This window comes from uncultured Campylobacter sp. (assembly GCF_937997535.1).
In the GTDB taxonomy this organism is placed as follows: Bacteria; Campylobacterota; Campylobacteria; order Campylobacterales; family Campylobacteraceae; genus Campylobacter_B.
Genome location: NZ_CALKTT010000048.1, coordinates 12,228 through 35,674 on the forward strand (window position 1 = coordinate 12,228; position 23,447 = coordinate 35,674).

Annotated in this window: 22 protein-coding genes and 1 pseudogene; 7 read left to right on the plus strand and 16 right to left on the minus strand. The window is 49.3% G+C overall.

The features are described 5' to 3' along the window. Positions 1-192: 192 nt before the first annotated feature. From Q0117_RS04525 to Q0117_RS04535, 3 genes are all read right to left on the minus strand, one after another. Positions 193-1,530 carry an acetyl-CoA carboxylase biotin carboxylase subunit gene (locus tag Q0117_RS04525; protein WP_297923153.1) on the minus strand — a complete coding sequence of 446 codons (1,338 nt, stop codon included), beginning with the start codon at positions 1,528-1,530 and terminating at the stop codon, positions 193-195. Continuing rightward, positions 1,527-1,985 (minus strand): acetyl-CoA carboxylase biotin carboxyl carrier protein, encoded by a 459-nt coding sequence (gene accB / locus Q0117_RS04530; RefSeq protein WP_291938704.1) that lies wholly within the window; start codon positions 1,983-1,985, stop codon positions 1,527-1,529. The genes Q0117_RS04525 and accB overlap by 4 nt, the downstream gene beginning before the upstream one ends. Before the next feature lie 362 nt (positions 1,986-2,347). Next, positions 2,348-3,346, minus strand: a complete 999-nt coding sequence (locus Q0117_RS04535) for an asparaginase (RefSeq protein ID WP_297923209.1) — start codon at positions 3,344-3,346, stop codon at positions 2,348-2,350. A 174-nt stretch (positions 3,347-3,520) separates the two neighbouring features. Here Q0117_RS04535 and dcd point away from each other — a divergent pair, with 174 nt between their 5' ends. From dcd to Q0117_RS04555, 4 genes are all read left to right on the plus strand, one after another. Further along, the gene (dcd, locus tag Q0117_RS04540) at positions 3,521-4,084 is read left to right on the plus strand and encodes a dCTP deaminase (protein ID WP_295150800.1); all 564 of its coding nucleotides are present in this window, start codon (positions 3,521-3,523) and stop codon (positions 4,082-4,084) included. Positions 4,085-4,087: 3 nt separating this feature from the next. After that, positions 4,088-6,319 carry a type I DNA topoisomerase gene (gene topA / locus Q0117_RS04545; RefSeq protein ID WP_297923157.1) on the plus strand — a complete coding sequence of 744 codons (2,232 nt, stop codon included), beginning with the start codon at positions 4,088-4,090 and terminating at the stop codon, positions 6,317-6,319. Then, positions 6,316-7,254 (plus strand): metallophosphoesterase family protein, encoded by a 939-nt coding sequence (locus Q0117_RS04550; protein WP_297923160.1) that lies wholly within the window; start codon positions 6,316-6,318, stop codon positions 7,252-7,254. Before topA ends, Q0117_RS04550 begins: the two co-directional genes overlap by 4 nt. A 104-nt stretch (positions 7,255-7,358) precedes the next feature. Continuing rightward, on the plus strand, positions 7,359-8,498 hold the full coding sequence (locus Q0117_RS04555; protein ID WP_297923163.1) for a cation:proton antiporter: 1,140 nt from the start codon (positions 7,359-7,361) through the stop codon (positions 8,496-8,498). Positions 8,499-8,624: 126 nt separating this feature from the next. On the opposite strand, the gene Q0117_RS04560 is transcribed toward Q0117_RS04555, so the two are convergent. The 11 genes from Q0117_RS04560 to argH all read right to left on the minus strand — a co-directional run bounded on the left by Q0117_RS04560 (position 8,625) and on the right by argH (position 20,360). Further along, positions 8,625-9,086 carry a hypothetical protein gene (locus tag Q0117_RS04560; protein ID WP_297923166.1) on the minus strand — a complete coding sequence of 154 codons (462 nt, stop codon included), beginning with the start codon at positions 9,084-9,086 and terminating at the stop codon, positions 8,625-8,627. A 29-nt stretch (positions 9,087-9,115) separates the two neighbouring features. Further along, positions 9,116-9,562 (minus strand): hypothetical protein, encoded by a 447-nt coding sequence (locus Q0117_RS04565; RefSeq protein ID WP_297923168.1) that lies wholly within the window; start codon positions 9,560-9,562, stop codon positions 9,116-9,118. Positions 9,563-9,849: 287 nt separating this feature from the next. Next, positions 9,850-10,704 (minus strand): universal stress protein, encoded by an 855-nt coding sequence (locus tag Q0117_RS04570; RefSeq protein ID WP_297923171.1) that lies wholly within the window; start codon positions 10,702-10,704, stop codon positions 9,850-9,852. Between the two features lie 20 nt (positions 10,705-10,724). After that, on the minus strand, positions 10,725-12,839 hold the full coding sequence (locus tag Q0117_RS04575) for a polyribonucleotide nucleotidyltransferase (RefSeq protein WP_297923173.1): 2,115 nt from the start codon (positions 12,837-12,839) through the stop codon (positions 10,725-10,727). Next, complete coding sequence (locus Q0117_RS04580; protein WP_297923176.1) at positions 12,829-13,542, minus strand: phosphoribosyltransferase family protein; 714 nt, start codon at positions 13,540-13,542, stop codon at positions 12,829-12,831. The genes Q0117_RS04575 and Q0117_RS04580 overlap by 11 nt, the downstream gene beginning before the upstream one ends. Further along, positions 13,542-15,800 carry an LPS-assembly protein LptD gene (locus Q0117_RS04585; RefSeq protein ID WP_297923179.1) on the minus strand — a complete coding sequence of 753 codons (2,259 nt, stop codon included), beginning with the start codon at positions 15,798-15,800 and terminating at the stop codon, positions 13,542-13,544. The genes Q0117_RS04580 and Q0117_RS04585 overlap by 1 nt, the downstream gene beginning before the upstream one ends. Beyond that, positions 15,787-16,224: an RDD family protein gene (locus Q0117_RS04590; protein WP_297923182.1), complete on the minus strand. Its 438-nt coding sequence runs from the start codon at positions 16,222-16,224 to the stop codon at positions 15,787-15,789. Before Q0117_RS04590 ends, Q0117_RS04585 begins: the two co-directional genes overlap by 14 nt. Further along, positions 16,221-17,477 carry a phosphoribosylamine--glycine ligase gene (purD, locus tag Q0117_RS04595; protein WP_297923186.1) on the minus strand — a complete coding sequence of 419 codons (1,257 nt, stop codon included), beginning with the start codon at positions 17,475-17,477 and terminating at the stop codon, positions 16,221-16,223. Before purD ends, Q0117_RS04590 begins: the two co-directional genes overlap by 4 nt. Before the next feature lie 242 nt (positions 17,478-17,719). Beyond that, positions 17,720-18,352 (minus strand): uroporphyrinogen-III synthase, encoded by a 633-nt coding sequence (locus Q0117_RS04600; RefSeq protein ID WP_297923190.1) that lies wholly within the window; start codon positions 18,350-18,352, stop codon positions 17,720-17,722. Positions 18,353-18,827: 475 nt separating this feature from the next. Then, positions 18,828-18,959 carry a hypothetical protein gene (locus Q0117_RS04605; RefSeq protein WP_297923194.1) on the minus strand — a complete coding sequence of 44 codons (132 nt, stop codon included), beginning with the start codon at positions 18,957-18,959 and terminating at the stop codon, positions 18,828-18,830. A gap of 27 nt (positions 18,960-18,986) precedes the next feature. After that, a complete protein-coding gene (argH, locus tag Q0117_RS04610; protein ID WP_297923211.1) occupies positions 18,987-20,360 on the minus strand; it encodes an argininosuccinate lyase in 1,374 nt (457 codons plus the stop codon). A gap of 95 nt (positions 20,361-20,455) precedes the next feature. On the opposite strand from argH, the gene Q0117_RS04615 reads away from it, so the two are divergent. The 3 genes from Q0117_RS04615 to Q0117_RS04625 all read left to right on the plus strand — a co-directional run bounded on the left by Q0117_RS04615 (position 20,456) and on the right by Q0117_RS04625 (position 21,842). Next, the gene (locus tag Q0117_RS04615; RefSeq protein WP_297923197.1) at positions 20,456-21,073 is read left to right on the plus strand and encodes a Type 1 glutamine amidotransferase-like domain-containing protein; all 618 of its coding nucleotides are present in this window, start codon (positions 20,456-20,458) and stop codon (positions 21,071-21,073) included. Positions 21,074-21,287: 214 nt separating this feature from the next. Next, positions 21,288-21,557: a hypothetical protein gene (locus tag Q0117_RS04620; protein ID WP_297923200.1), complete on the plus strand. Its 270-nt coding sequence runs from the start codon at positions 21,288-21,290 to the stop codon at positions 21,555-21,557. A gap of 36 nt (positions 21,558-21,593) precedes the next feature. Beyond that, a complete protein-coding gene (locus Q0117_RS04625) occupies positions 21,594-21,842 on the plus strand; it encodes a hypothetical protein (RefSeq protein ID WP_297923203.1) in 249 nt (82 codons plus the stop codon). 93 nt (positions 21,843-21,935) lie between these two features. Here the strand turns inward: Q0117_RS04625 and Q0117_RS04630 are convergent, their stop codons facing one another. Together Q0117_RS04630 and Q0117_RS04635 are read right to left on the minus strand one after the other, a co-directional pair. Further along, positions 21,936-23,288, minus strand: a complete 1,353-nt coding sequence (locus Q0117_RS04630) for a CAP domain-containing protein (protein ID WP_297923206.1) — start codon at positions 23,286-23,288, stop codon at positions 21,936-21,938. Beyond that, a pseudogene (locus Q0117_RS04635) lies at positions 23,263-23,447 on the minus strand (phosphoenolpyruvate carboxykinase (ATP)); the annotation flags it as partial. The gene Q0117_RS04630 and the pseudogene Q0117_RS04635, both read right to left, overlap by 26 nt.

A 23,447-nucleotide genomic window follows, 5' to 3' on the forward strand; every position in this document is an offset into this window, starting at 1 on the left:
CGCGACGACAGCGCATCTTCACCTAGATTTAGCGGTAAATTTAATAGCAAAATTTGAAGCGTGGCGCGACGAAATTTTAAAACAAAATTTCAAGTAGATTTTTAAATATAAAATTTCAAGAGGAATCTTAAATTTAGAATTTCAAATAAATTTTAAAATTCCAAGAGAATTTCATCCCTTGGAATTTTAAATTCAGTGCTTGGCTAGGTAATTTGTGTCGTAGTTATTATCCACGAAATCGGGGTTGTTCATCATCCTAAGATGAAAATCGCGCGTCGATTTTATGCCGCCGATGATGAGCTCATCTAGCGCGACTTTCATCTTCGCAATCGCACGCGCGCGGTTCTTGTCGTAAACGATGAGCTTGCCGATCATGCTGTCGTAGTAAGGCGGCACCGAGTAGCCCTCATAGACGTGGCTGTCCATTCGCACGTTTCTGCCGCCCGGAGCGACGTATTTTGTGATTTTGCCCGGATTTGGCATAAAGCTTTTGGAGTCCTCGGCGGTGATGCGGCACTCAAGCGCATGTCCGCTAAATTTTATCTCGCTTTGAGGCAGCAGCTTCTCGCCCTGCGCGATGCGGATCATCCACTCGATCAGATCGAGCCCGCTTCGCATCTCGCTTACGGTGTGTTCGACCTGCAAGCGGGTATTCATCTCGATGAAATAGAATTTCTTATCCTTGCTGTCGTACAAAAACTCAAACGTTCCAGCGCTTGCGTATCCGATCGCCTTAGCGGCGCGAACCGCCGTTTCGAGCAGGCTCTTGCGCGTCTCCTCGTCCAGGATCACGGCGGGACTTTCTTCGATTAGCTTTTGGTGGCGGCGCTGCATCGAGCAGTCGCGCTCGCCGATATGCACGACGTGTCCGTGCTCGTCACCTAATACTTGAACCTCGATGTGGCGCGGGTTTGTGATATATTTTTCCATATACATCGTGCCGTCGCCGAATGCACTCATCGCTTCGCTCTCTGCCGACCAAAAGAGCTTTTCAATATCCTCTTCGCGCTCAACCACGCGCATTCCGCGCCCACCGCCGCCGGCTGCGGCTTTAATGATGACCGGATAGCCGATTTCGGCGGCTAGCTTGCGTGCCTCTTCGACACTTGCAATCGCGCCGTCGCTACCAGGCACTACGGGGATGCCCGCGCGCATCATTACTTGCTTAGCCTTGCTCTTATCGCTCATTAAAGTCATTGCCTCGACGCTTGGACCGATAAATTTAATGCCGTGCTTGGCGCAAATTTCGACGAAATTTTGACTTTCACTCAAAAAGCCGTATCCCGGAAATATCGCGTCGGCTTCCGTTAGCTCGCAAGCTGTGATGATTGCGGGGATATTTAGGTAGCTGTCGCTGCTGCGCGGTCCGCCTATGCAGACCGATGCGTCGGCGTATTTGACGTAAAGCGCGTCTTGATCAGCGGTGGAGTGCACGACGATGGCTTGCTTGCCCATCTCTTGGATCGTGCGAAGCGCTCTGAGCGCTATCTCGCCGCGATTTGCGATTAGAATTTTCTTAAGCTCCCTCATAGCTTCTCGACCTCAAACAGCGCCATAGCGTATTCGACGGGCTGTCCATCTTCGACGAGAGCTTTTTTGATGCGGCAGTCGAATTCCGCTTCAATCTCGTTCATAATCTTCATCGCTTCGATGATGCCGATCGTATCGCCCTTATGCACGACCTGACCTACGCTTACGAACTCTGCCGCACCGGGACTTGGCGCTTTATAAAAAGTACCTACCATCGGGCTGTCGATCGTATCCATCGCGCCTTTTGAGGCGGGCTTATCGCCCACGAGCACATTTACCGCAGGCGCAGCAAGCTGCGGGGCAGGTGCCGGTGCGGCGAGCTGAGGCGTGCTCCCACCGCATGGGCCATATTTTTTTATCTCAATCTCAAAATCTTTATCTTTAATTTTTAGCTCGTTAATGCCCTGCTTTTCGCCGAAAAAATCCATTAACTCTTTGATTTCTGCTTTTGTCATAAATTTCTCCTGAAAAAATTTGCGAAATTTTAGCTAAATTTTTATAATTGTTTCTTTAAACGGATTTTTGCGGGACTTTTAAGAAGTGCAAAGCGAAATTTACGACAGAATTTGCGGACTGATTTTAAGGATTTACGGAGCGAGATTTGCCTCGTTCATTTTAAGCTCGAACTTCGCAAGCGAAACACGAAATTTTGCCGCAAGAGCGCGAAATGATTTTGAATTCTTTAAAATTTATACTTAATTTTACGACTAGAATTCTACGCTTTAAACGTTAAATTCCGCGCTTTGCTTTAAAATCTCGCCTCCGAGCTCATATTAAAATCCCGCGCCGAAATTCTATCCGCGCGAAGCCCTATGCGTTAATGTGTCGCAAAAAAGCTCTGAATTTTCGCTTTATCGCTCGTTTTACTAAGAGCCAGCATCAATAGTACGCGCGCCTTTTGCGGATTTAGATTATCTGCGGTTAAAAAGCCTAACTTTGCGTCGTCCACCTCCGAGCTAACGCTAGTTGAGCCGCTACCTGTGCGGCTTGAGCGCACAACGATCACGCCTGCTTCGCTAGCCTTTGCGAGCGCAGCCTCCGTGTCGGGGTATAAATTTCCGTTTCCCATGCCGGCGACTACGATGCCCTTAGCGCCCTTTTGCACCGCTGCATCGACCAAATCGCCGCTATCTTGCGCGTGTCCATAGATGATATCGACGCGCGGGAAGGATTTGAAATCCTTGATATTAAACTCGCTTGCGACGGTGTGTTTGCGAAGCGGTGCCATATAGAAATTTATGACGCCATAATTTACGGTGCCTATTTTGCCGGAATTCGGCGAGGCAAAAGCCGCAACGTTAGTAGTATTTGTTTTCGTAACCTCGCGCGCAGCATGAATCTCGTCGTTCATCACTACAAGAGCGCCCTTTTCGCGAGCGTTTTTATCTGCCGCAACGGCAACGGCGTTGTATAGATTAAGCGGACCGTCGGCGCTCATCGAGTCTGCGTTTCGCATCGCGCCCACCAAAACGATCGGTTTTTTAGATTTTATGACCAGGCTTAAAAAATACGCCGTCTCCTCCATCGTATCGGTTCCATGCACGATGACGACGCCGTCTACGTCGTTTTTGGTAAGCAGTTCGCTTACGCGGTTTGCAAGCTTGAGCCAAATTTCATCGTTCATATCCTGCGAGCTGATATTTGAAATTTGCTCGCTTTTAATCGTAGCTAAATCCCCTAGCTGCGGCACTGCCGATAAGATATCTTCTACACCCTTAGAGCCTGCGGTATAGTTGCCCTCCGTGGCACTTGCGCTGCTTCCCGCGATCGTACCGCCGGTAGCTAAAATATAAATATTTGGCTTCGCAGCAGCCAAAGATGACGCGATAAAAAACGTAATAAATGCAAATTTCTTGAGTAGTCCCATAGTTGCTCCTTAAAAAGTGATAAAATTTTTATAATTTAAGCAAAATTCTAGCATAAAATTTTTATTATATTTTATTTTGCTGCTATAATGCGCGAAAAATTTTGATTATTTTAAGGAAATTTTATGGGACTGAAAAGCGATAAATGGATCAGACAGATGTCGCAGCAGCACGATATGATAACGCCCTTTTGCGAGGAAAATATCGGCCGCGGCGTCGTTAGCTACGGACTTTCGAGCTACGGATACGACATACGCGTAGCGCGCGAATTTAAAATTTTTACAAACGTCGGCGGAACGGTCGTCGATCCTAAAAATTTCGACGCAAAAAACGTCGTGGATTTTGAGGGCGACGTCTGCATCGTGCCGCCGAATTCCTTCGCACTAGCGCGCACCATCGAATACTTCAAAATGCCGCGCGACGTGCTTGCAATCTGCCTGGGCAAAAGCACCTACGCGCGCTGCGGCATCATCGTAAACGTAACGCCCTTTGAGCCCGGTTTTGAGGGGCACATCACGATTGAAATTTCCAATACCACGCCGCTGCCTGCAAAAATTTACGCAAACGAAGGCATCGCGCAGGTTTTGTTTCTGCAAGGAGATGAGCCGTGCGAGGTGAGCTACTGCGACAAAAAGGGCAAATACCAAAGCCAAAAGGGCATCACGCTGCCTAGAATTCTAAAGGATTAAACAATGAAAAATTTAATCATCGTAGAATCCCCCGCAAAAGCCAAAACTATCAAAAAATTTTTAGGCGATGACTACGACGTCGTCGCTTCCAAGGGACACATCCGCGATCTGCCGCAAAAAAAATTCGGCATCAAAATCAAAGATAAAAGCTTCGAGCCCGAATACGAAATCAGCGCCGATCACGATCAGATCGTAAAACAGATAAAGACGCTCGCTAAAAAGGCGGATCAAATTTATCTCGCGACGGACGAGGACCGCGAAGGCGAGGCGATCGCCTATCATATCGCAGCTTCGATCGGCAAGCAGGCGGAGGAGCTGCCGCGCATCGTATTTCACGAGATCACCAAAAGTGCGATCTCAAACGCATTAAGCTCGCCGCGCAAGCTTAATATCGCAAGCGTAAACGCCCAACAAGCGCGCCGCCTGCTCGATCGCATCGTGGGCTACAAGCTAAGTCCGCTTTTAAATTTAAAGATCCAACGCGGCTTGAGCGCGGGTCGCGTCCAAAGCGCCGCGCTTAAAATCGTCGTCGATCGCGAGCGCGAAATTTTAAATTTTAAACCGGTAGAATTTCACAGCATCGACGCGGTTTTTAAAAAGGACTTGGAAGCCGAGCTCGTGGAATTTCGCGGCGAGAAGATGGAAAAGCTCTCGATCAAAAACGCAGCACAAGCTAGCGAGATCATCTCCGAGCTGCAAAAAGACGAATTTAGCGTAGAGAGTATCGAGAGCAAATCGCGCAAGACGAATCCCTACCCGCCGTTTATGACCTCGACGCTGCAGCAGGCAGCGAGCACGGCTCTGGGCTTTAATCCGCGCAAGACGATGAGCCTCGCGCAGAGCCTTTATGAGGGGGTTAATACCAAAAACGGCGGCGCGATCACCTATATGCGAACCGACTCGCTAAATATCGCCAAAGAAGCGATCGCGGCGGCTCGCGAGCTAATCGGCGAGCGCTTCGGCGAAAAATATCTACCGAAAAGCCCGAATTCATACGCCACCAAAAGCAAAGGCGCGCAGGAAGCGCACGAAGCGATAAGACCTACCGATCTGAAGCTTACTCCAGAGCTCGCGCAAAAAATCCTGCCTCGCGACGAGTACCGTCTGTATCAACTCATCTACAACCGCTTCGTAGCCTCGCAGATGAGCCCTAGCGTCTCGCAGATCCAAACGATCATCGTGCGCGGCGAAGCGGGCGCGTTTAAGATCAGCGGACGCAAGGTGGAATTTGACGGATTTTACAAGGCCTACGGCGATCTGGATAAGGATAAAATTTTACCGAGCCTTAGCGCGGGTGACGCGATGAGCCTGCAAAGCCTAAGCTCGCAGCAGCACTTCACCGAGCCGCCGGCGCGCTATTCGGAAGCAAGCCTCATCAAAAAGCTCGAAAGCCTCGGCATCGGCAGGCCCTCGACTTATGCGCCTACCATCTCGCTGCTTACGGCGCGCAACTACGTAAATATCGAGCAAAAGCACCTGGTGCCGAGCGAGATCGCTTTTAAAATCACCGAGATGCTGGAGCAAAATTTTAAAAATATCGTCGATAGCGAGTTCACCTCCAAAATGGAAGAGAAGCTCGACGACATCGCCGAAAACAAAGCGGACTGGCAGCAAATTTTGGCGGATTTTTACTACCCTTTTATGGACGAGATCGCCAAAGGAAAAACCTCGATCGCAAGCCAAAAGCTAGCCGAAAAGATCGGCGAAGCATGCCCGAACTGCGGCGGCGAGCTACTTAAAAGGCAGGGTAGATTCGGCGAGTTCATCGCTTGCTCAAACTATCCGAAGTGCAAATACTCGCGCAACGCGGACGCTAGCGCCGAGGGGGCGAGCGAGGAGAAGGCGGTGCCCGAAGTGCTAGATGAAAAATGCCCGCAGTGCGGTAAAAATTTGATCAAGCGTAAGGGCAGATACGGCGAGTTTATCGCTTGCGAGGGCTATCCGAAGTGCAAATACTCGCGCAAAATCGAGGGCGCAGCAAAGGAGAAAAAGCCGCTGCTCTCCACGGGCGTTAAGTGCCCGAGCTGCGGCACGGGCGAGATCGTAGAGCGCTTTTCCAGACGCGGCAAATTCTACGGCTGCACGAACTACCCAAAATGCGGCTTTGTGAGCAACTACGCGCCGATTGCGCGCGCATGCCCGCAGTGCGGCAACTCATACATGCTCCGCAAAGAGCTGAAAAAAGGCAACTTCGCCGAATGTCCGCAGTGCAAGCTCAAAGAAGAGATCGATTGATAATAGGCGTCATCTCGGACTCTCATCGCGAAACAAAGGTCGCTGCCAGCACCATAGAGTGGCTGCTCGCGCGCGGCACCGACCTACTCGTACACGCAGAGGGCATCGTCGCGATCGAGACGCTGCGGCTTTTGCGACGAAGCAGCAAGCCCTATTTCGCGGTTTTAGGGAACAACGACGAAGCGCTTGCTGAGTTTAGAAACGACTTCAACCTATACGATGAGCCCTTCTGCACGGAGTTTGCCGGAGTGCGACTAAAAATCATGCACCATCCGTTTTATCTCTTTGACGAGAAGCCCGCGGCGCAAAACGAAGCAGACGGATTAAATTTAGGCGCGGATTTAGATGCGGGTGCGGATCGCAGGGAAATTTTAGTCGTAAATTCTAAAGCGGCGGCTTGCTCGGCAAATTTAGACGCAAATTTTAATGCTGCGGACGATGATGAAATTTTAAATGGCGCGCGCGATGCAGACGTAAATTTTAAAAACATACGTAGCGCGAGTGCGAATTTAAAAAGCGGGCGGTCGTCCGCAAGTCCAAATGTGAACTTGGGCTTGAATGCGGGCGCGGATGTGAACTCAAACGCAAATTTAGACTTAAGTCTGGACGCATACTCGGCCTCGAGCTCGAACGCAAATTTAAAATCAAATTTAACCGCGAATTCTGACCCTAATGCAAGCGGCGAAGGTAAAAATCGGGGTCCGTGCGGGTGCGGCGCGGATAAAATTCCAACTATCAAAATTTACGGCCATACCCACTATTTCGCCGCGGCGGTGGATAAAAACGGCGTGCTCGTGCTAAATCCGGGCGAGATTTGTGGGCGCAAAAAGCGGCTTTTCGATTTGCCTGTGTTGTGGTGCAAGAGCGAAAATTGCGCATATTTCGTCTCCGTTCGCAGCGCAAAGAACTATAAAGCGCCCGAAAGGAAGTCTTAAAATGATACGAAAAGCCCCTGGGCAGCCAGAGAAAATGCTAGAAAGATGCGAAAAAATTCTAAAACAGTGCGGAGAAAATCTAAAAGGATGCGAGGCCAAAGCTTATGAATGAAATTTACGTCTTAATCGCGCTATCGTTTTTGATCTTCGCTTCCCCTTTTTTAGCGAGCTTAGCTAGAATTCCGCTCTCGCCCATGGAGATCATGCTTGGCATCATAGCTGCAAATTTAGGGCTTTTGCCGCCAAGCGCGACCTTCGATCTAGCCGCTCAGATCGGCTTTTGCTACCTTATGTTTTTGGCGGGCTGCGAGGTGGATTTCCGCGCGCTGCTTGCGATGCCGCGTAAAATTCTGCGGCTGATCTTAATCTTTTTGGCGCTACTTTATATCCTAAGCGCGCTCGCGGTTTGGGCGTTTGAACTGCCGCAGATGCTTATCATCGCAGCGCCCCTGATGAGCGTCGGGCTGCTTTCGGCGCTGTATAAGGAATACGGCAAGGATCAAGCGTGGCTCAATCTCGCGATGCCCGCGGGCGTGATCGGCGAGCTCATCAGCATCGCCGCCCTCACGGTGGGCGGCATCTACCTTAAAAACGGCTTCGGCGTAGAGATGGCGCTTCACATCGGCGCGCTTTTGGGCTTTTCGGCGGCCGCCTTGGCGGTTTTTAAAGGGCTTGAAATTTTATTTTGGTGGTTCCCCGCGTTAAAAACGGTCATCATGCCCAAATACGATAAAAACGAAAAGGATGTGCGATTTGCGATGGCGCTATTTTGCCTCATCTGCGCGGGAGTAATGCTTTTGGGGCTTGAGGTCGTAATCGGCGCCTTCATCGCAGGCACCTTTCTGCCGACCTTTTTCTCGCACAAGGACGACCTCATCGAAAAGCTATCTTCGTTCGGCTTCGGCTTTTTGGTGCCGATATTTTTCATACACACCGGAGCGGTGATCAAGCTTGAGGCGCTTCTTATGCCCGGAGTGATGAGCTTTGCCGCAAGCCTAGCGGCGCTGATGTTTGGCATCAGACTGCTTGCGAGCGCTACGTTTTTAAGCACCTTAGGGCGCAAAGGCGCGGCGCTTTTCGCGCTATCGCTTTCAATGCCTCTGACGCTAGTGATCGCCACGGCGACGCTTTTTTACTCCACCGCCGCGATCTCGCAAGAGATATACTTCGCGATGATCATCGCCTCGCTCATAGAGGCGCTCGCGTCGATGATTTTGATAAATTTTATTTACAAGAAATTTTAGGGCGGGAATTTTAAAATTTTGAAATTATAGGATTTTGGAATTTTAGAATTTCAAAATTCCGTGGAATTCTGAAATTCTATAAAATTTGATTTGGTGCGGGATTGAAATAGAGTTAAATTTAAAGCCCTATTTTGCGGCGTGATCAGTTAGGTCTTGGAGTTCCATAGTGTAGTTTGGAATTTGCTCCCATATGCCATCATATCCATATGTTTGCAAAGCATTATCTAGAAGTATAATTATTTCATCCCTTGAAATCAATTTAGCTTGTTTTGGATTTAGATCGAGTAGCTGCCAAATTCTATGAAATTGCTTAGGTCTTAGCGCCCTATTGATGTCATAATCAAGGACAACTTCAATAATTTCACCTTTATAATATAAAATCCAAATAGCTTTAACAAGAGTTCCATGATCATATTCGGGATCGGGGAAATAAAAAATATCCCATAGCCAGCAATCAAGCTCTCTGTTTATCATCCAATCTTCTTTATTGATAAAAACTTCGCGTTTCGGATTATATTTGTAGTAAATTTCACTTAATCCATACTTCTCATCATCCTCTTTGGTGATGATTGCATTTTTAAATGCCACTCTCTCCTCCTTAAGAAATTTTAATAATTTTAGATTTTATGATCAGTTAGATCTTGGAGTTCCATAGTGTAGTTTTCTTTTTGCCATGTTCCGGCATAGCCATAAGCTTTCAAAATTTTGAATAGCAAAGCTACTATATCCTTTTTGGAAAGAGTATTTGTGGTTTTTGGAGTCAATTCCAAAAGTTGCCAAATTCGATGAAGCTTTTTACCTTCATCAAATATATAATCCAATGTGACTTCAATAATTTCACCTTTATGATATAAAATCCAAATGCCTTTAGCAAGGCTTGCATGATCATAGTCTGGATCAGGAAAACTATATACTGGCATTAGCCAACAATCTGCATTTCGATCAATAGTCCAATCGAGCTCATTAATAAAAGTCTTATAGTATGGATTATATTTATAGTAAATTTCACTCAATCCATACTTCTCATCATCCTCTTTTGTGATGATTGCATTTTCAAACGCCATCTGTGTCCCTTGGAATTTAAAATTTAGCGTGCAAGCGGAAATTTCAAGTGCAAATTTTATGCGGATTTCCGCGACGCGGCAAAGCAAGCGCGGCTTGCCAGCAAAGCTAGCGGTAAAATTTATCGCAACCCGTCCGCAAAATAGCAAACCGCGTGATTTGCAGACAGGCTAGCAAAGCCGCAACGGCTAAAGCTTTTACGCCTATCTAATTCGAGCCGATCCCAAAAGCCGATTAAGCCTAGACGCAATGCGAGCGATATGCCGCAACACGGCGCCTAAGCTCTAAGCTACATTAAGACCGGAATTTTGGTCTTTTGTAGGAAGTATTTCGACGCGCCGCCTAAAAAGATCTCCTTGATGCCGCTGTCTGAGTGCAAGCCCGCGACGATGAGGTCGAAATCGCCCGCGTCGGCGTACTCTAGCAGCACCTGCCCCGGAATCTTGCCGTCCGCGTTTAGCGTCTCGAAAGCATCGATATTAACGTCGTGCAGAGCCAAATAATCGCTTATTCGGCGCTTCGTTTCGGGGATGCCCTCTTGGAGGTAGTGGTTTGCGGTGATGACGGTGACGGACTTGGCGCGCTGCAAAAGCTCCAGCCAATTATCAAGCGCTCGCGCAGAGGCCGCAGTGCCGGTAAGCGAGACTAAAATTTTATCCGCCTTGAACTCTTGCAGCTTGCGCGGTATGACGATGCAAGGCTTGCCGCTTTTGGTGACCGCCGCCTCGAATGTGCCCGTAATAGAGCCCGTAGGAGGCACCGAGACTAACACCAAATCGCAGTATTTGGAGTATTTCTCCACTAGCTCGGAACGAATGCCCACCATATGCCTCAAAGCGGCACTATTTGGGACGTGATCGTCGTCGTTTTGATCCAAATCGAGCTTGGCGCATTCGGCGTCGAAGATCGCTTTAATCTCCTCGCGCTCGGCCCTCATCTCATCGCCCGCAGATTTTAAAAATTCCTCCATCAGTACGCCGCCTTTTAGCGTCATACGGACATTGTAGATCATCTTAGGATCGAGCTGGCACGCCATTATGTTTATATGCGTACCGAAAAATTTATTCACGAGCAGCGCTCCGTGTATGCGCTCGACTAGCTCCTCGCCGCCGCCGATAGGGAAAAAAATCTTTTTAAGCTGCATCTCATACTCCTATTAAAATTTTAAGCTAATTCCAGTGAAATTTTAGTGCCTTTCTGATCGGTCACGCGCACTCGCACCACATCGCCCACCTTGTAAGGCGTCGTGATAAATTTAGCGCGCAGCAGCCCGTCCACGCCGTCTCGTAGCGAGATGAAGGTACCAAAATCCAGCACGCTTTGCACCACGCCGTCAAACTCCTCGCCGATCTGAAATTTTACCTCTTTGCGCTCATTGCGCGGCCTGCGAAAATCGCGAGAATTTGAGACTATCGATAAAATTTTCTCTTTCGCGCCCGATACGCCGCCCGATTTTGCGCCTTGGATCTTGACCTCGCCCTTTTCGCGATCCAGATCAATATTTACGCCGAAACTTTCGGTAATCTCTTTGATGACCTTGCCGCCCTGACCGATGATGTCGGGGATTTTACTCGGATCGACGCTAAAAATTTCAAGCTTCGGAAGCACGTCCTCGTTTATAACGATCGCCGCATCCGCCTGCTCCATAAGACCCAAAATATGCGCGCGAGCCTGCTTTGCCTGCGCGAGAGCCTCTTTTAAAACCTCCAGGCTGATGCCGCCGAGCTTGATATCCATCTGAAGCGCGGTGATACCCTCATAGGTGCCCGCGACCTTGAAATCCATATCGCCGTCGTGATCCTCAAGCCCCATTATGTCGGTTAGCACGGCATGCTTGTCGCCCTCAAAAATCAAGCCCATCGCTACGCCCGCAACGAGCTTTAGCGTAGGTACGCCCGCCGCCCGAAGAGATAGCGCGCCGCCGCAGACCGAAGCCATCGAGCTTGAGCCGTTGCTCTCTAAAATTTCGCTCACTACGCGGATAGACTGCGGCGAGTTTAGATCGATGCTCGGATATAGCGCTCTTTTGGCTAAATTTCCATGCCCCAACTCGCGTCTGCCCGGGCTTTTGAGCGGACTTGCTTCCCCGACGCAAAAGCCCGGGAAGTTGTAATTAAACATAAATCTATCGTTGATCGGCTCAAGCTGCGTTAGGCTGTCGCTTAGCTGCGCGTCGCTATCGCCGCCCAGCGTAGTGACGACCAGAGCCTGCGTCTGCCCGCGCGTAAATAGGCAGCTTCCATGCGCGCACGGCAGGATATTGGTCTCGATACTGATCGGGCGCACCTCATCAAGCGCGCGTCCGTCGGCTCTGCGGCGATCTTCGATGATCTGCGTACGGATGATGCCGCGCTTATACTTGCCGACGACGCTGGAGATCACCTCTTGGCTCCATTCGTTTTGCGCCGCGACCTCGGTAGTTAAAATTTGATCTACAATTTTATTTAGCTCGGTAGCGCGTTCGCTCTTTGCCATCTGATTGATCGCCGCTTTGACGGCGTCTTTGTAGTTCGCGTCAATAAAATCCGCGATATCCTCATCCTCAATCTCGGGCTTGTACTCCAGGCTCGCATCGGGCTTTTTAAGCGGCAAAAAAGCCTCTTCGTAGGCGTTTGAACCCGCGCTTATCGCCTTTGCGGCAAAATCGATCGCATCTACCATCAGATCTTCGCTAAATTCATTCATCTGCTGCGCGCCGCCGTTAATCTGCGGCAGAGAGCGCATCTCGATCATCAAAAGCTCATCGCCGACGCCCGCTACGTAAAGATCGAGCGCGCTAGCTTTAAGCGCGGAGTTGCTCGGATTTAAGATGAAATTTCCATTTTGATAGCCTACGCGGACGCCGCAAACGGGCGCTTTAATCGGGATGTCGCTAAGATACAGCGCCGCAGACGCCGCATTAAGAGCGACGACTTGCAGATCGACCTCGGGGTCTGCCGATAGCACGTAAACCACGATCTGCGTCGGATATGCGTATCCTTTCGGAAAGAGCGGGCGCAGCGAGCGGTCTATGATGCGACTCGTGAGCGTCTCAAAATCGCCCGGCTTGGTCTCGCGCTTGATGTAGCCTCCGGGGATTCTGCCCGCCGCGTACATCTTCTCGATATACTGCACGGTAAGGGGCAAAAAGTCCTCCTGCACCTGCGTCTCTTCGCGCGCTACGGTAGCCAGCACGACGGTATTTTTCACACGCAAAAGCGCCGCGCCCGCGGCTTGTTTCGCAACTTTGTCGATATCGAAAATTTCGGTATTGCCATTTACTTCAATTTTACACTGCATTAATTTTCTCCTTGTTTTTGTTAGTCTCGTGAAACGGCAGATAAAGCGGGCATTTGTTTAAAATTTGCATTATCTCCTCCGCGCTTGAGAGCGTTTTTTCTTTGTAATAAAAATCCACGTTCACAAAATCTCTGATCTTATGAACAGCATAAATTCCATCTACTAGCATGGCGATCTCATCTGCATTATCGCTGCCGATAACAGGCGTAGCGTAAAAGATCGCTTTGGCGTTTAAGCTTACGAGCGTCTTTATGCAAGTAAGTGCAGTCAGCCCGCTCTCACACCCCTCATCTACCAAGATGACGTTTTTTTTCTCTAAATTTCCCAAAAGCTCACCCTTGCGAAATTTATACATGTTTTTTAAAATTTTCTCCTCATAAAGTCTATTCGCCTGCCCGTAAACGTAATCCAGGCTGATGCCGAAGCTTCGCACGAGCTCATCTACCATCACGATCTCTTGGGTTTCGCTTACGCACGCGATCGCGCATTCCGGATTATTGGGTGCCAAAACGGGTTCTGTGAATAAAAACTCATAATGAAGTCCCAGCTTTAAGGCAAGATGGTTTGCGATAGGAAGCGACTCTAGAGACTGAGCGATTATTAGAAAATTTTCGTTTTTTATCACGGTAGCGGGTAAAATTTCTGCGAGTTTTATCGCGGCGTCGATTTGGTTTTCAAACATCAGCTCAGCTCTAGGCGTCATTATTTTTCGCTTCCGTATTCGCTATCTACCGAAAAATCATACCCTACTCCGCCGAACGGATAGAAATTTACGAGAAAGTAAATTCCACGCTCCTTGCTTGCTTTGCTATAGCCCGTCGTACTGGTATTTTTAGGCTCGATATCCTCTTGATACACAAAAGAGTAATTCCAACACTTGCGCGTATGAGAAAGCCCCACGCGCCACATTTTAGAATAAGATCGCTCCAAGTCGTAATCCCAACGACCGAAAATTTTATTATTCCTAGGCAAATTTACCGAAGCATTTACGATGCCGTAGTTATCTTTCGTATAGCGTTTAGGCTCCATGCTTAGCTTTTCGTATTCGTAAGCGTGACTAAGTCCAAAGCTAAAATCGTCGTTGGAGTAGTTGGCATAAGTATAGACCTTATCGAAGCTTTTATATTTATGTGAGTAGGTAAAGCGGTTTCCGATATTTAGCCCATTTGCAAAATACGCATCAATGCGGTGTTCTAAATCATCGAACTCGTGATCGTCGAAATCATATCGCTGCTTGACACTATGGCGTAAGAATTTACGTCCGTCTTCATTATAGAAAAACTGCGTCATACTTAAAGCTGCATTTTCGTGGGTGTATTCGTCACTAAGCTCGCTTAAGAAGTTATCCTCCCAATAAAGCGAGTCTTGCAAGTTACCCAGCCGCGAGCGATCTACTGCGCCGCGAGCAAGGTCGTATTTATACTGATGATACTTTAAAATTCTATCCTCTATATCGCCTTGCTGCCATCCGGGAATTCTAAAATCCGCTCTCCAGCTCATCGTATGATACAAGCTATCATAAGCCCTGGCTACGTCGGTGTAGAGTGAAAGCTCGGTGTATTGATTAGCGTAGAAAGTGCTTTTATCCTCGCCAAGATCGCCGTTTGCGTAGTAGAATTTATCGTGCCAATCGATATTAGTCATATACACTCGCTCGGTAAAGGCGAAATTTAAATAATCCGCCAGTAGTGGCGTGCTTATACTAATCGGTACGTCAAACTCGTATTGGCGAGCAGTCGCGCCTTCCCATCTGGTGTAATTACGCGCTTTTGCATCAAGCGAATAGATCAAATTTGGCAGCCCCAAATCATTGCTAAATTTATGATATTGCAGCGTCGGCAGCTCTTGGACGGTATCTTCGTTGCGGAAGGTATTATCGGCGTTTAGCTTGCTTGTATCGATGTAGTAGCGTCCGTAAGCGCCAAAATAGTGCTCGTCTGAGGTCAAATAATAATTCAGCCGTGAAGTTACGAGCGAATTATCCGCATCGTCGCTAAGACCTCCCTTTTCCTTCAGATCGTAGTATTCAAGGTCGTTTAGCTGAGTAAAGTCGATCCATAAATTTTCGCGCAGATCGCCGTCTAGCAGATAGGTTGCAAGCTTGCTGCGATCGTATTGCACTTCAAAGCCGTGATGGCGCTCGTTTTTGTATTCGAGGCGTTTTTGCGCTCGCGAGAAGTTATCGAAAACTCCGCCTCTAATCTCGCCGTAAGAATACGGCGACTCCGTAAATCGAAATGTCCCGTATACGCCAAAGCCCCTGCGCGTGCGCACCTGCGGATCGAGCTGAAAATCCCAGCTATCGTAAGGCGCAAAATAGATCGGCTGCTTGTAGTAAATCCCCTCCTTGCTGATGTAGCCGGCCTCGGGAGGCAGCAAGCCCGTGCGACGCGTACGGTCGGTCGGAAAGCCGAAATACGGCAGATAGAGCACCGGCACATCACCCACGTAAAATCTTGGATTAAAAAGATGGAGGAATTTGCTCTCTTTATTTAGCATGCCGCTGCTAAATTTGATGCGCCAATCAGGATCGGTGACATTGCAGCTAGATACGCTGGAGCCCTCCACGCGGTAATATTCGCTATCGCTGCAGCTGGCGTCGTTTTGCATCCAAAGCTCGGAGTCCTTGTCCATCATAAAATTTACGTCGGCTTGCTGCTTGTCGTTTTTCAGATCGATTTTGACATATTCGGCGCGGGTGGTTTCGCTGCTGCCGCGCATCGCATTGACGTTACCAAAAAGCTCAATGATGCCGTTTTGCTCGTCGTATGTAGCGCGATCGGCGGTGATGAAGTAGTCCTGCGAATACACCGTTACGTTGCCACTAGCCTCCGTCAAAAAGCCGTTTTTCTCGACATTATCTGCTATAAGCTCGACGTCTTGGACCTTTGCGCTCACACTACTTACTAAAAGAGCGCTAAAACTAAGCACTAGAATTTTAAATTTTTTACTCTTTTTCAATCTCTACCACCAATGTTTTCGCCGCCATATCATGCAGGCTCTGACGCGAGTTCGTAAAAAGCGCCACCAAAAATCCCATATAAAAGATCATCTCGCTTATCAACCTAACCGCCGCACGGATCGCTGCAGTAGCGATATCCATAGAGCTGCCGTCAGCGCGGACGCAATAAATTTTAACCGCAAGCTTGCCTAGCGTCGCGCCGTATAGATAGACAAAAATCGTATGATATAAAAATTTTATTATCGCGTAATGCAAAATGAATTTCGACGCGATCTTTTGTACCTCAAGATTGCTTCCGCTTTGCGCTGCTGCGACAAGCTCTGGCTCGTCGATAGCAAATAGCACGACCACAAAAAGCGTTACGCTCACCGCTTCGTCGATACTAAACGCGATTACGCGCTTGCTAAGCGGAGCGACGATCAAATTTTATCTCTTAAGGCTTGGTGCGCGATATCGCGCCTATACTGCGCGCCGCTAAATTTTATATTTTCGCACAGCGCATAGGCCGCGTCGCGCGCCTGTTTTAGGCTCTGCGCGACACCCACGCTTACCAAAACGCGCCCGCCGCTAGCGTAAATCTGCCCCTCCCGCTCGCTCACGCCTGCATAGCAGATATGGGCTCCCGCGGGAATTTCGCCGACCTCGATCAAAGCAGGCTGCGAAGAGCCGTAAGGGTAGCGCTCGCTAGCCATTACGACGCCCACCGCAAATCGCTCTTTTAAGCTTATGCTACTTAGCTTGCCTACGGCGGCGTTGTATAAAATTTCGCTCAAATTTCCGTCAATTAGCGGCATCAAAACCTCGCACTCAGGATCGCCGAAGCGGACGTTATACTCCAGCACGTAAGGCTCGCCGCTCACGATCATAAGCCCTACGAATAGCACGCCGCAAAAGGGCGCGCCCTGCTGCCGCATCCCTTTTAGCGTGGGTGCGACGATCTCGCTCTGCACTCTTTTTATCAGCGCGGCATCCGCTAGCGGGCTTGGCGCATAAGCTCCCATGCCGCCGGTGTTCGGGCCCAGATCGCCGTCAAGAAGCTTTTTGTGATCCTGCGCGACGGGCAAGCTTACGAAATTTTCCCCGTCGCAGATCGCAAAAAAGCTCAGCTCGAAGCCCTCTAAAAACTCCTCCACGACGACGCGCTTGCCTGCTTCGCCGAAGCTTTCGCCGCTTAGCATATCCGCGGCGGCTTTTTTAGCTTCATCTTTAGAGCTTGCGATTATGACGCCTTTACCTGCGCACAAGCCGTCCGCTTTGACCACGATGCGGCCGCTTAGAGTATCGATAAATTTTGAAATTTCGGATAGATCGTCGCTGCTTAGAAATTTTGCGGTTTTGATATGATTTCGCGCCAGAAAGTCCTTCATATAGGCTTTAGAGCCCTCAAGCTTCGCCGCAGCAGCGCTGGGGCCGAATATCGCGAGGCCTTGCGCTTTGAAAATATCCACGATCCCTTTTGTAAGCGGCTCTTCGGCGCCCACGATGGTAAGAGCTACGTCGTTGTTTTTCGCAAAGAGCGCGAGCTCATCAAAATCTTTTAAATCTAAATTTTTACCGAGCGCCTTTGTAGCGCCGTTTCCCGGAGCAAAATACAGATTTAAAACGTTTTTATCCTCGCGAAGTCTTAGCCCGATCGCGTATTCTCTACCGCCGCCGCCGATTATTAGGATATTCAATGAAGCCTCCGTAACGTAAAAAACCCAAGTGAGCGTTGCGTAAAAAGAATCGGCTCAAACAAAGCCAATCTTGCAACTAGGAAAAATCTCTAGGTCGCAACCCGTAACTTTAAAAAAGCTCGAGCCGAGCCGCGTCACACGGACCTCTCACGTCGTCGCTTATACAAATATGTTGAACCCTCATATAAAACGCTCTCGCTTCACCCAGGCTTGGGCAAAATTATAGTGAAAATTTGCTTAAACTATGGCAAAAGCGCCAGATCGACGCAGGATTTTATCGACATTCTTTCGCAGATTATCGGCTCGCAAAACTCGCTCAAAACGCTCGCCGTCGTCCTACCGATACAGATCGCTTTGTAACCCCCGTCCCAGCCGAAATTTGCGGTAAAGCCACGAACGTTCTTAGGCGAGGTAAAAATCAGCGTGCTGCCTTGCGGCGGCTTTGCGGTGGCGGGCAGGCTGAGGACGCAATTTTCATAGGCAATCACGCTTTGCAGCCGCACGCCGGCGCTAGATAGAATTTGCTCCAGCTTCGATACCGTCTCGCGCGCGCGCAGATACAGCGCATCCCTGCCCTGCAAGAGCGGCGCGATCTCGGCGGCAAACTCGTTCCCGTGCCCGTGCCGCGCCGTATAAATGCCGCGAAATCCAAACTCGCGCGCAGCCGCCGCACACGGCTCGCCGATAGCGTAAACGGGCATATCTAAATCAGGCGAAATTTCATTAAATTTTATCGCCGCCACCGCATTTTTGGAGGTAAAAATTAGCGCGCCGATCTGCGCAGGCAGGCTAAATTTGAGAAATTTTATCTCACAGACCGCAAGCTGCCTCACCTGCGGATGATCAAATCTCGTATTAGACACCAAATATATCAAAACGCCCTCCATGTTTAAATTTGCTTTGATTGAGCCTCGCCCCTGCCTTCACGACGCGCAGAAACGAAAAAAATGCCGCTTCATTTGCTTCGATTAAATTCCATTCGCGCTTTATCGATTACGTGCACGCCGTTTAACGCTTAAATTTACTTTGATTAAATTTTGCTCTCGAAAAAATCCGAGCCACCGTCATTAATCTTTGAGTTCAAATTCAATTCTACTCCGCGCCGCCCTCGACGCCGATTAAAACCCGCCCACAAAGCCTGCTCGCACCTTTCCATCCACACTCAAGCAACCTAGCGGCGGCACGCTTTTTTAAAATTTTATCTCGCGCCTAAATTTGCAACCAAGCACTCCACTTTGCGCCGACTCGGTATTTTAAATTTAACTTTATAACCTCAAGCGCCCGCTCTAAAGCCGGCTTAGGACGCGCTGTCATTTTTAAATTTGCGCAGTAATTACCCGCGGCGGGTGCTTAAAACACTGCTGCAAAGTCCGTTTCACACATAACTAACGCGCCGCCGCTCGCTAATCCCGCCCAGCCCGTGCATGTATCCACACAGACCGCCGAAGTTTCAAATTTAAAGACACGACTGCGAAATTTCAAAATTTCGCCGTACTTAGCTCCTTAAATTTACCCTTTTAGCCACTCGTTTAAAATTTCAATCTGCGCCGCCACGCTCTCATTTGCCGTGCCTCCTTGCGACTTACGCGCCTCCTTAGAAGCGTTTAGATCAAGAAATTTAACCGCACCCGCGTCCAAGCTTTCATCCACGCTTGCAAGCTGCTGCGCATTTAGCTCGCTAAGATCCAAGCCTAAATTTTCCGCATACGCTACGGCCTTGCCCGTGATGAAGTGCGCCCGGCGAAACGGCACGTTTTTCTCCCGCACGAGATAATCAGCCAAATCGGTCGCCGTGAGGTGTCCGCGGCGCGTCATCGCTAACATATTTTGCTCGTTAAATTTAGCCGTTTTTAGCATCTGTTTTAAAATTTCAAGGCTCGCAAGCGCTGTAGCGACGCTGTCGAAAACGCCCTCCTTATCCTCCTGCATATCCTTGTTGTAGGCTAGCGGCAAGCCCTTCATCACCGTTAGTAGCGCGACGAGATTGCCGTTTACTCGCCCCGTTTTGCCGCGGATTAGCTCGGCGACGTCGGGGTTTTTCTTCTGCGGCATGATCGAGCTGCCCGTGCTGTACGCGTCGCTGATCGTCACAAATCCAAACTCCTGCGAGCTCCACAAAATGAGCTCCTCGCACAGGCGCGACGCATGCGTCATCAGCACGCTTACGTTAAACAAAATCTCAAGCGCGAAATCGCGGTCGCTGACGCTATCCATCGCGTTTGGCGTCACTCCCGCAAACCCCAGCTGCTGCGCGACGAGCTCGCGATTTATCGGATGCGGCGTGCCCGCAAGCGCGGCGGAGCCTAGCGGACAGAGGTTATTTCGCTCGCGCGAGCTAGCAAAGCGCTCGTAGTCGCGGCGAAACATAAACGCGTAAGCTAGCAAATGATAGGCAAGGCTCACGGGCTGGGCGTGCTGAAGGTGCGTATAGCCGGGCATCAGCGTATCCGCGTGCTCGCTAGCTATATCTCGCAGCGCGGCGACTAGTTCGCGGATCTTTTCGGCGATTGCAGCCCCGCTTTTAAGCACGTAGAGGCGAAAATCAAGCGCGACCTGATCGTTTCTGCTGCGCGCGGTATGCAGTCTGCCGCCAAGATCGCTTCCGATGAGCTCGCTTAGGCGCTTTTCGACCGCCATGTGGATGTCCTCGTCGGCGGTTTTAAACTCAAATTTACCGCTTTTTATCTCTTCAAACACGGCGTCAAGCCCCGCGACGATCTTTTCGCTCTCCTCAGGCTTTAAAATCCCGCAGGCGCCGAGCATTCTTGCGTGTGCCTTGCTGCCTGCGATATCCTCCTGCCAAAGCGCCCTGTCAAAGCCGATCGAGGCGTTAAACTCCTCCAAAAGCACCGAACTCGCCTCGCTAAAGCGCCCCTCCCACATTTTTTTCACGCTCTCTCCTTCGTTTAAATTTTCGGTGATTTTATAAAATTTAAGCTAAAATAGCGCAAAATTTCGGCCTTTTGAAAGGAAAAACAATGATAGAGATGTTTTTATGCTCCTATTTTGCGGGCGCGGCGACGCTTTTTGAGGACTATGCGAGGCAAAATATCCGCGCTAAAGAGGTGCTTTTTATCCCGACCGCCGCAAACGTAGAGGAGTACCGAGACTACGTGGACGAGGCGAAAGAGGCGTTTGCTAAAATGGGTTTTGAGGTTCAAATTTTAGACGTTTCAAAAGCGAGCGAGGTCGAAGCAAAGGCAAAAATCGGCGCAGCGCAGGTGCTTTACGTAAGCGGCGGCAACACCTTTTATCTTTTGCGCGAGCTTAAAAAGAAAGGTCTAGCAACCCTCATCGCAGATCGCGTCAGAAACGGCGAGCTCATCTACGTAGGCGAGTCGGCGGGCGCGATGATCGTAGCTCCCAGCGTGGAGTACGCGAGCGTGATGGACGATGCGGGCGACTACGGGGCTGCGGCGCAAACGGGGCTTGATCTGGTGAAATTTTATCCCGTGCCGCACTACGGCGAGGAGCCTTTCGTGCAAAGCGCGGCTGAAATTTTAAAAGCTTACGGCGGCAAGCTAAATTTGGCGCCGATAAATAACGCCGAGGCGATCGCGGTGCACGGCGATAAATTTGAAATTTTAGGGCGGTAAATTTAAACGCACAGCGTTCTAAAAAACGCGTTAAAATTTTAGAAAAACAGCACTTAAAAATTTTGCCTGCTAAAGCCTGCGTAAATTTTAAAATTTAAAACGGAGACGGCTGAAAACGAGCCGAAAATGCGGCGGCGGTAGGCTAAATTTAACCGCCGCGAGCGTAAAATTTAAAAGCAAAAACGAGTAAATTTTATAAATTTAAGGAGCGTTTATGGAGTATTTCAAACCGTTTTTCGTAAAGATCCCAGGCCGCGCTAGAGAGGGCGACCATACGAGCGCGCATGATCAGATCATCGCGCCGCTACTGCAAAATGCGCTCGTCGCCTATGTCTATAACGGGCGCAAAGATAGCATCGTGGGAGCCTTCGGCAGCGTCGAGCACCCGCTAAACTTGAGCGAATTTAGTTTCCTGGTGCGCGAGCGGGGCAAATTTCGCCTCGATCTTTCGCGCGAATGCGTAAACGGCGCCGAGATCTTTTGAAACGCCTGCAGTTTTAGGCGCGGCTCGGTTATTATTTTGCTCGAGGGAGAGTTTGATCCGGCACCTATTTTGCGCCGCTGCGCCGAGATAAGCATAGACGAGACGCCCAATATGGGCAACAGCCCCGCGGCGACCAAGCTTGCTAAGCGCGCGATGAGCGATGGACAGATCGCCGTGCTTTTTAGTGCTTCGAATGGGATAGAGTGGATGGATATCTACGCTCCTGAGGCGGTGCAGGCTAAAATTTTAAAACTTGCGGATGAGATAAACGGGGATGAAATTTAAAAGCCGAGCTCTACATTAAATTTTACGCTAAACAGGCATTATGCGCCCCTGTGCGCGCAGACAAAAGTAGAGGTTGCGAAATAGGCCTCGTGCCTATCGCCCTCTGCGCCTTGTCAAAAGATAAAACAAAATGATCGCTGCCAAAACCGCCGCGATTGCGGCGTAAATTTTACCCATGCCGCCGTAGCTTTTGGAGTCGTCGCTTAAATACAGGTTTATTACCGCGCCGTTATCGGTCGAGATTTCAAGCTTTGCGCCCTTTGCGCCGTTTAGCTTTACGCGCAGCATATTTGCCGCGGGGCTTGAAATCTCGGGCTTATCCATAAAGGAGTAGCTGGTTTTGTAGCTTTTCATCAAATCGTTGCAGTCTTTCGGGGTTACGAATATGTCGTAAAACGCGCCATTTTTCACGCTCAAATTTTCTCCGCCTTGCACGACAAAGTATCTAAATTTGGGTGCTTGCGTGATAAACTCCCACCGCAGCGTTTTTTGCTTCCCGTCCTGCTCGTAATTGAACTCCGCGCCGTATTTGGCGTCAAATTTAAAAACATCTCTGCTGAAAAGCACGAACTGCCTATCGCTTAAAATGGCGTTAGGATCGGAGTTTTTGTCTAAAATTTTAACGTTTTGAAGCTCCCTGCCGCCTTCGTAAATTTTAAAACTTTTCATCGCTACGGGCGGCTGGGCGGAATTAAATTCCACGCTTACGGGATTTGCGGTGATTTTGCACTCGGGCATGGGGTCTGGAATTTCATTGCTGAAAAACGCAAGCGCGGGCTCGTCGTTCGGGTAATATACGTAAGCTCGCGAGTTCAGCGCAGTGGCGCTTTTGAACTTATCCTCCCTCATGCGTAGCGTTTCGTTTTTACACATCCCAAGTAGAAATTTGCCGCTTCCTTCGTCGTTTAAATTTTGCGAGCAAAAGGCGTTGAGACGCGAATTCCCCATCTCAAAAACGTAGCTACTTTTTTTGCCGTGCTCAAAATAACCGATGCCGATCTCATCCGAGGCAAAATCCAAAAATGCAAATCTATGGTAAATCGCGCTTAAAAGCCCATCGATCGCGCTTTTTAGATCGCTTGAATTATAGGATAAATTTTCCCTCACGACGGCATTATAGCCTGCGTAAAAAGCGCGCTTTGACGGATTTTCGCCCGTAAAGCCCTGCTTGCCAGGGGCTTCGTCGTGCGACATCGCCTCGTTTGCGACGACATATTTTGCGTGATTAAGCGCAGAGATATTTAAAATTTCATTCTGCGAAAGCTGATTTAGCCCCGATTTTGCGCGCACATTGTTGATGTAGCTTAGTGGATCGTCGTAAAAGGAAAAGCCGCTCATCGCAACGAGCGGCTGTTTTAAATTTGAGGGGGTGTTTTCGCATGCGGCAAAAAGCGCGCAAATCGCCCCGAGACCCAGAAGCCTAAGCCGCAGGGCCCGCTTTAGCAAACTCGACCCCCTCTTTTACGTCCTCGTAGCGTTTAAAATTCTCTTCAAACATCTTTGCAAGCTTATCGCGCGTGATCTTATATTCCGCCGGGTGCGTCCATGTATTGATCGGATTTAGCAGCTTCGTCTCGACGCCTGCGAGCTCTTTTGGGATCGCGA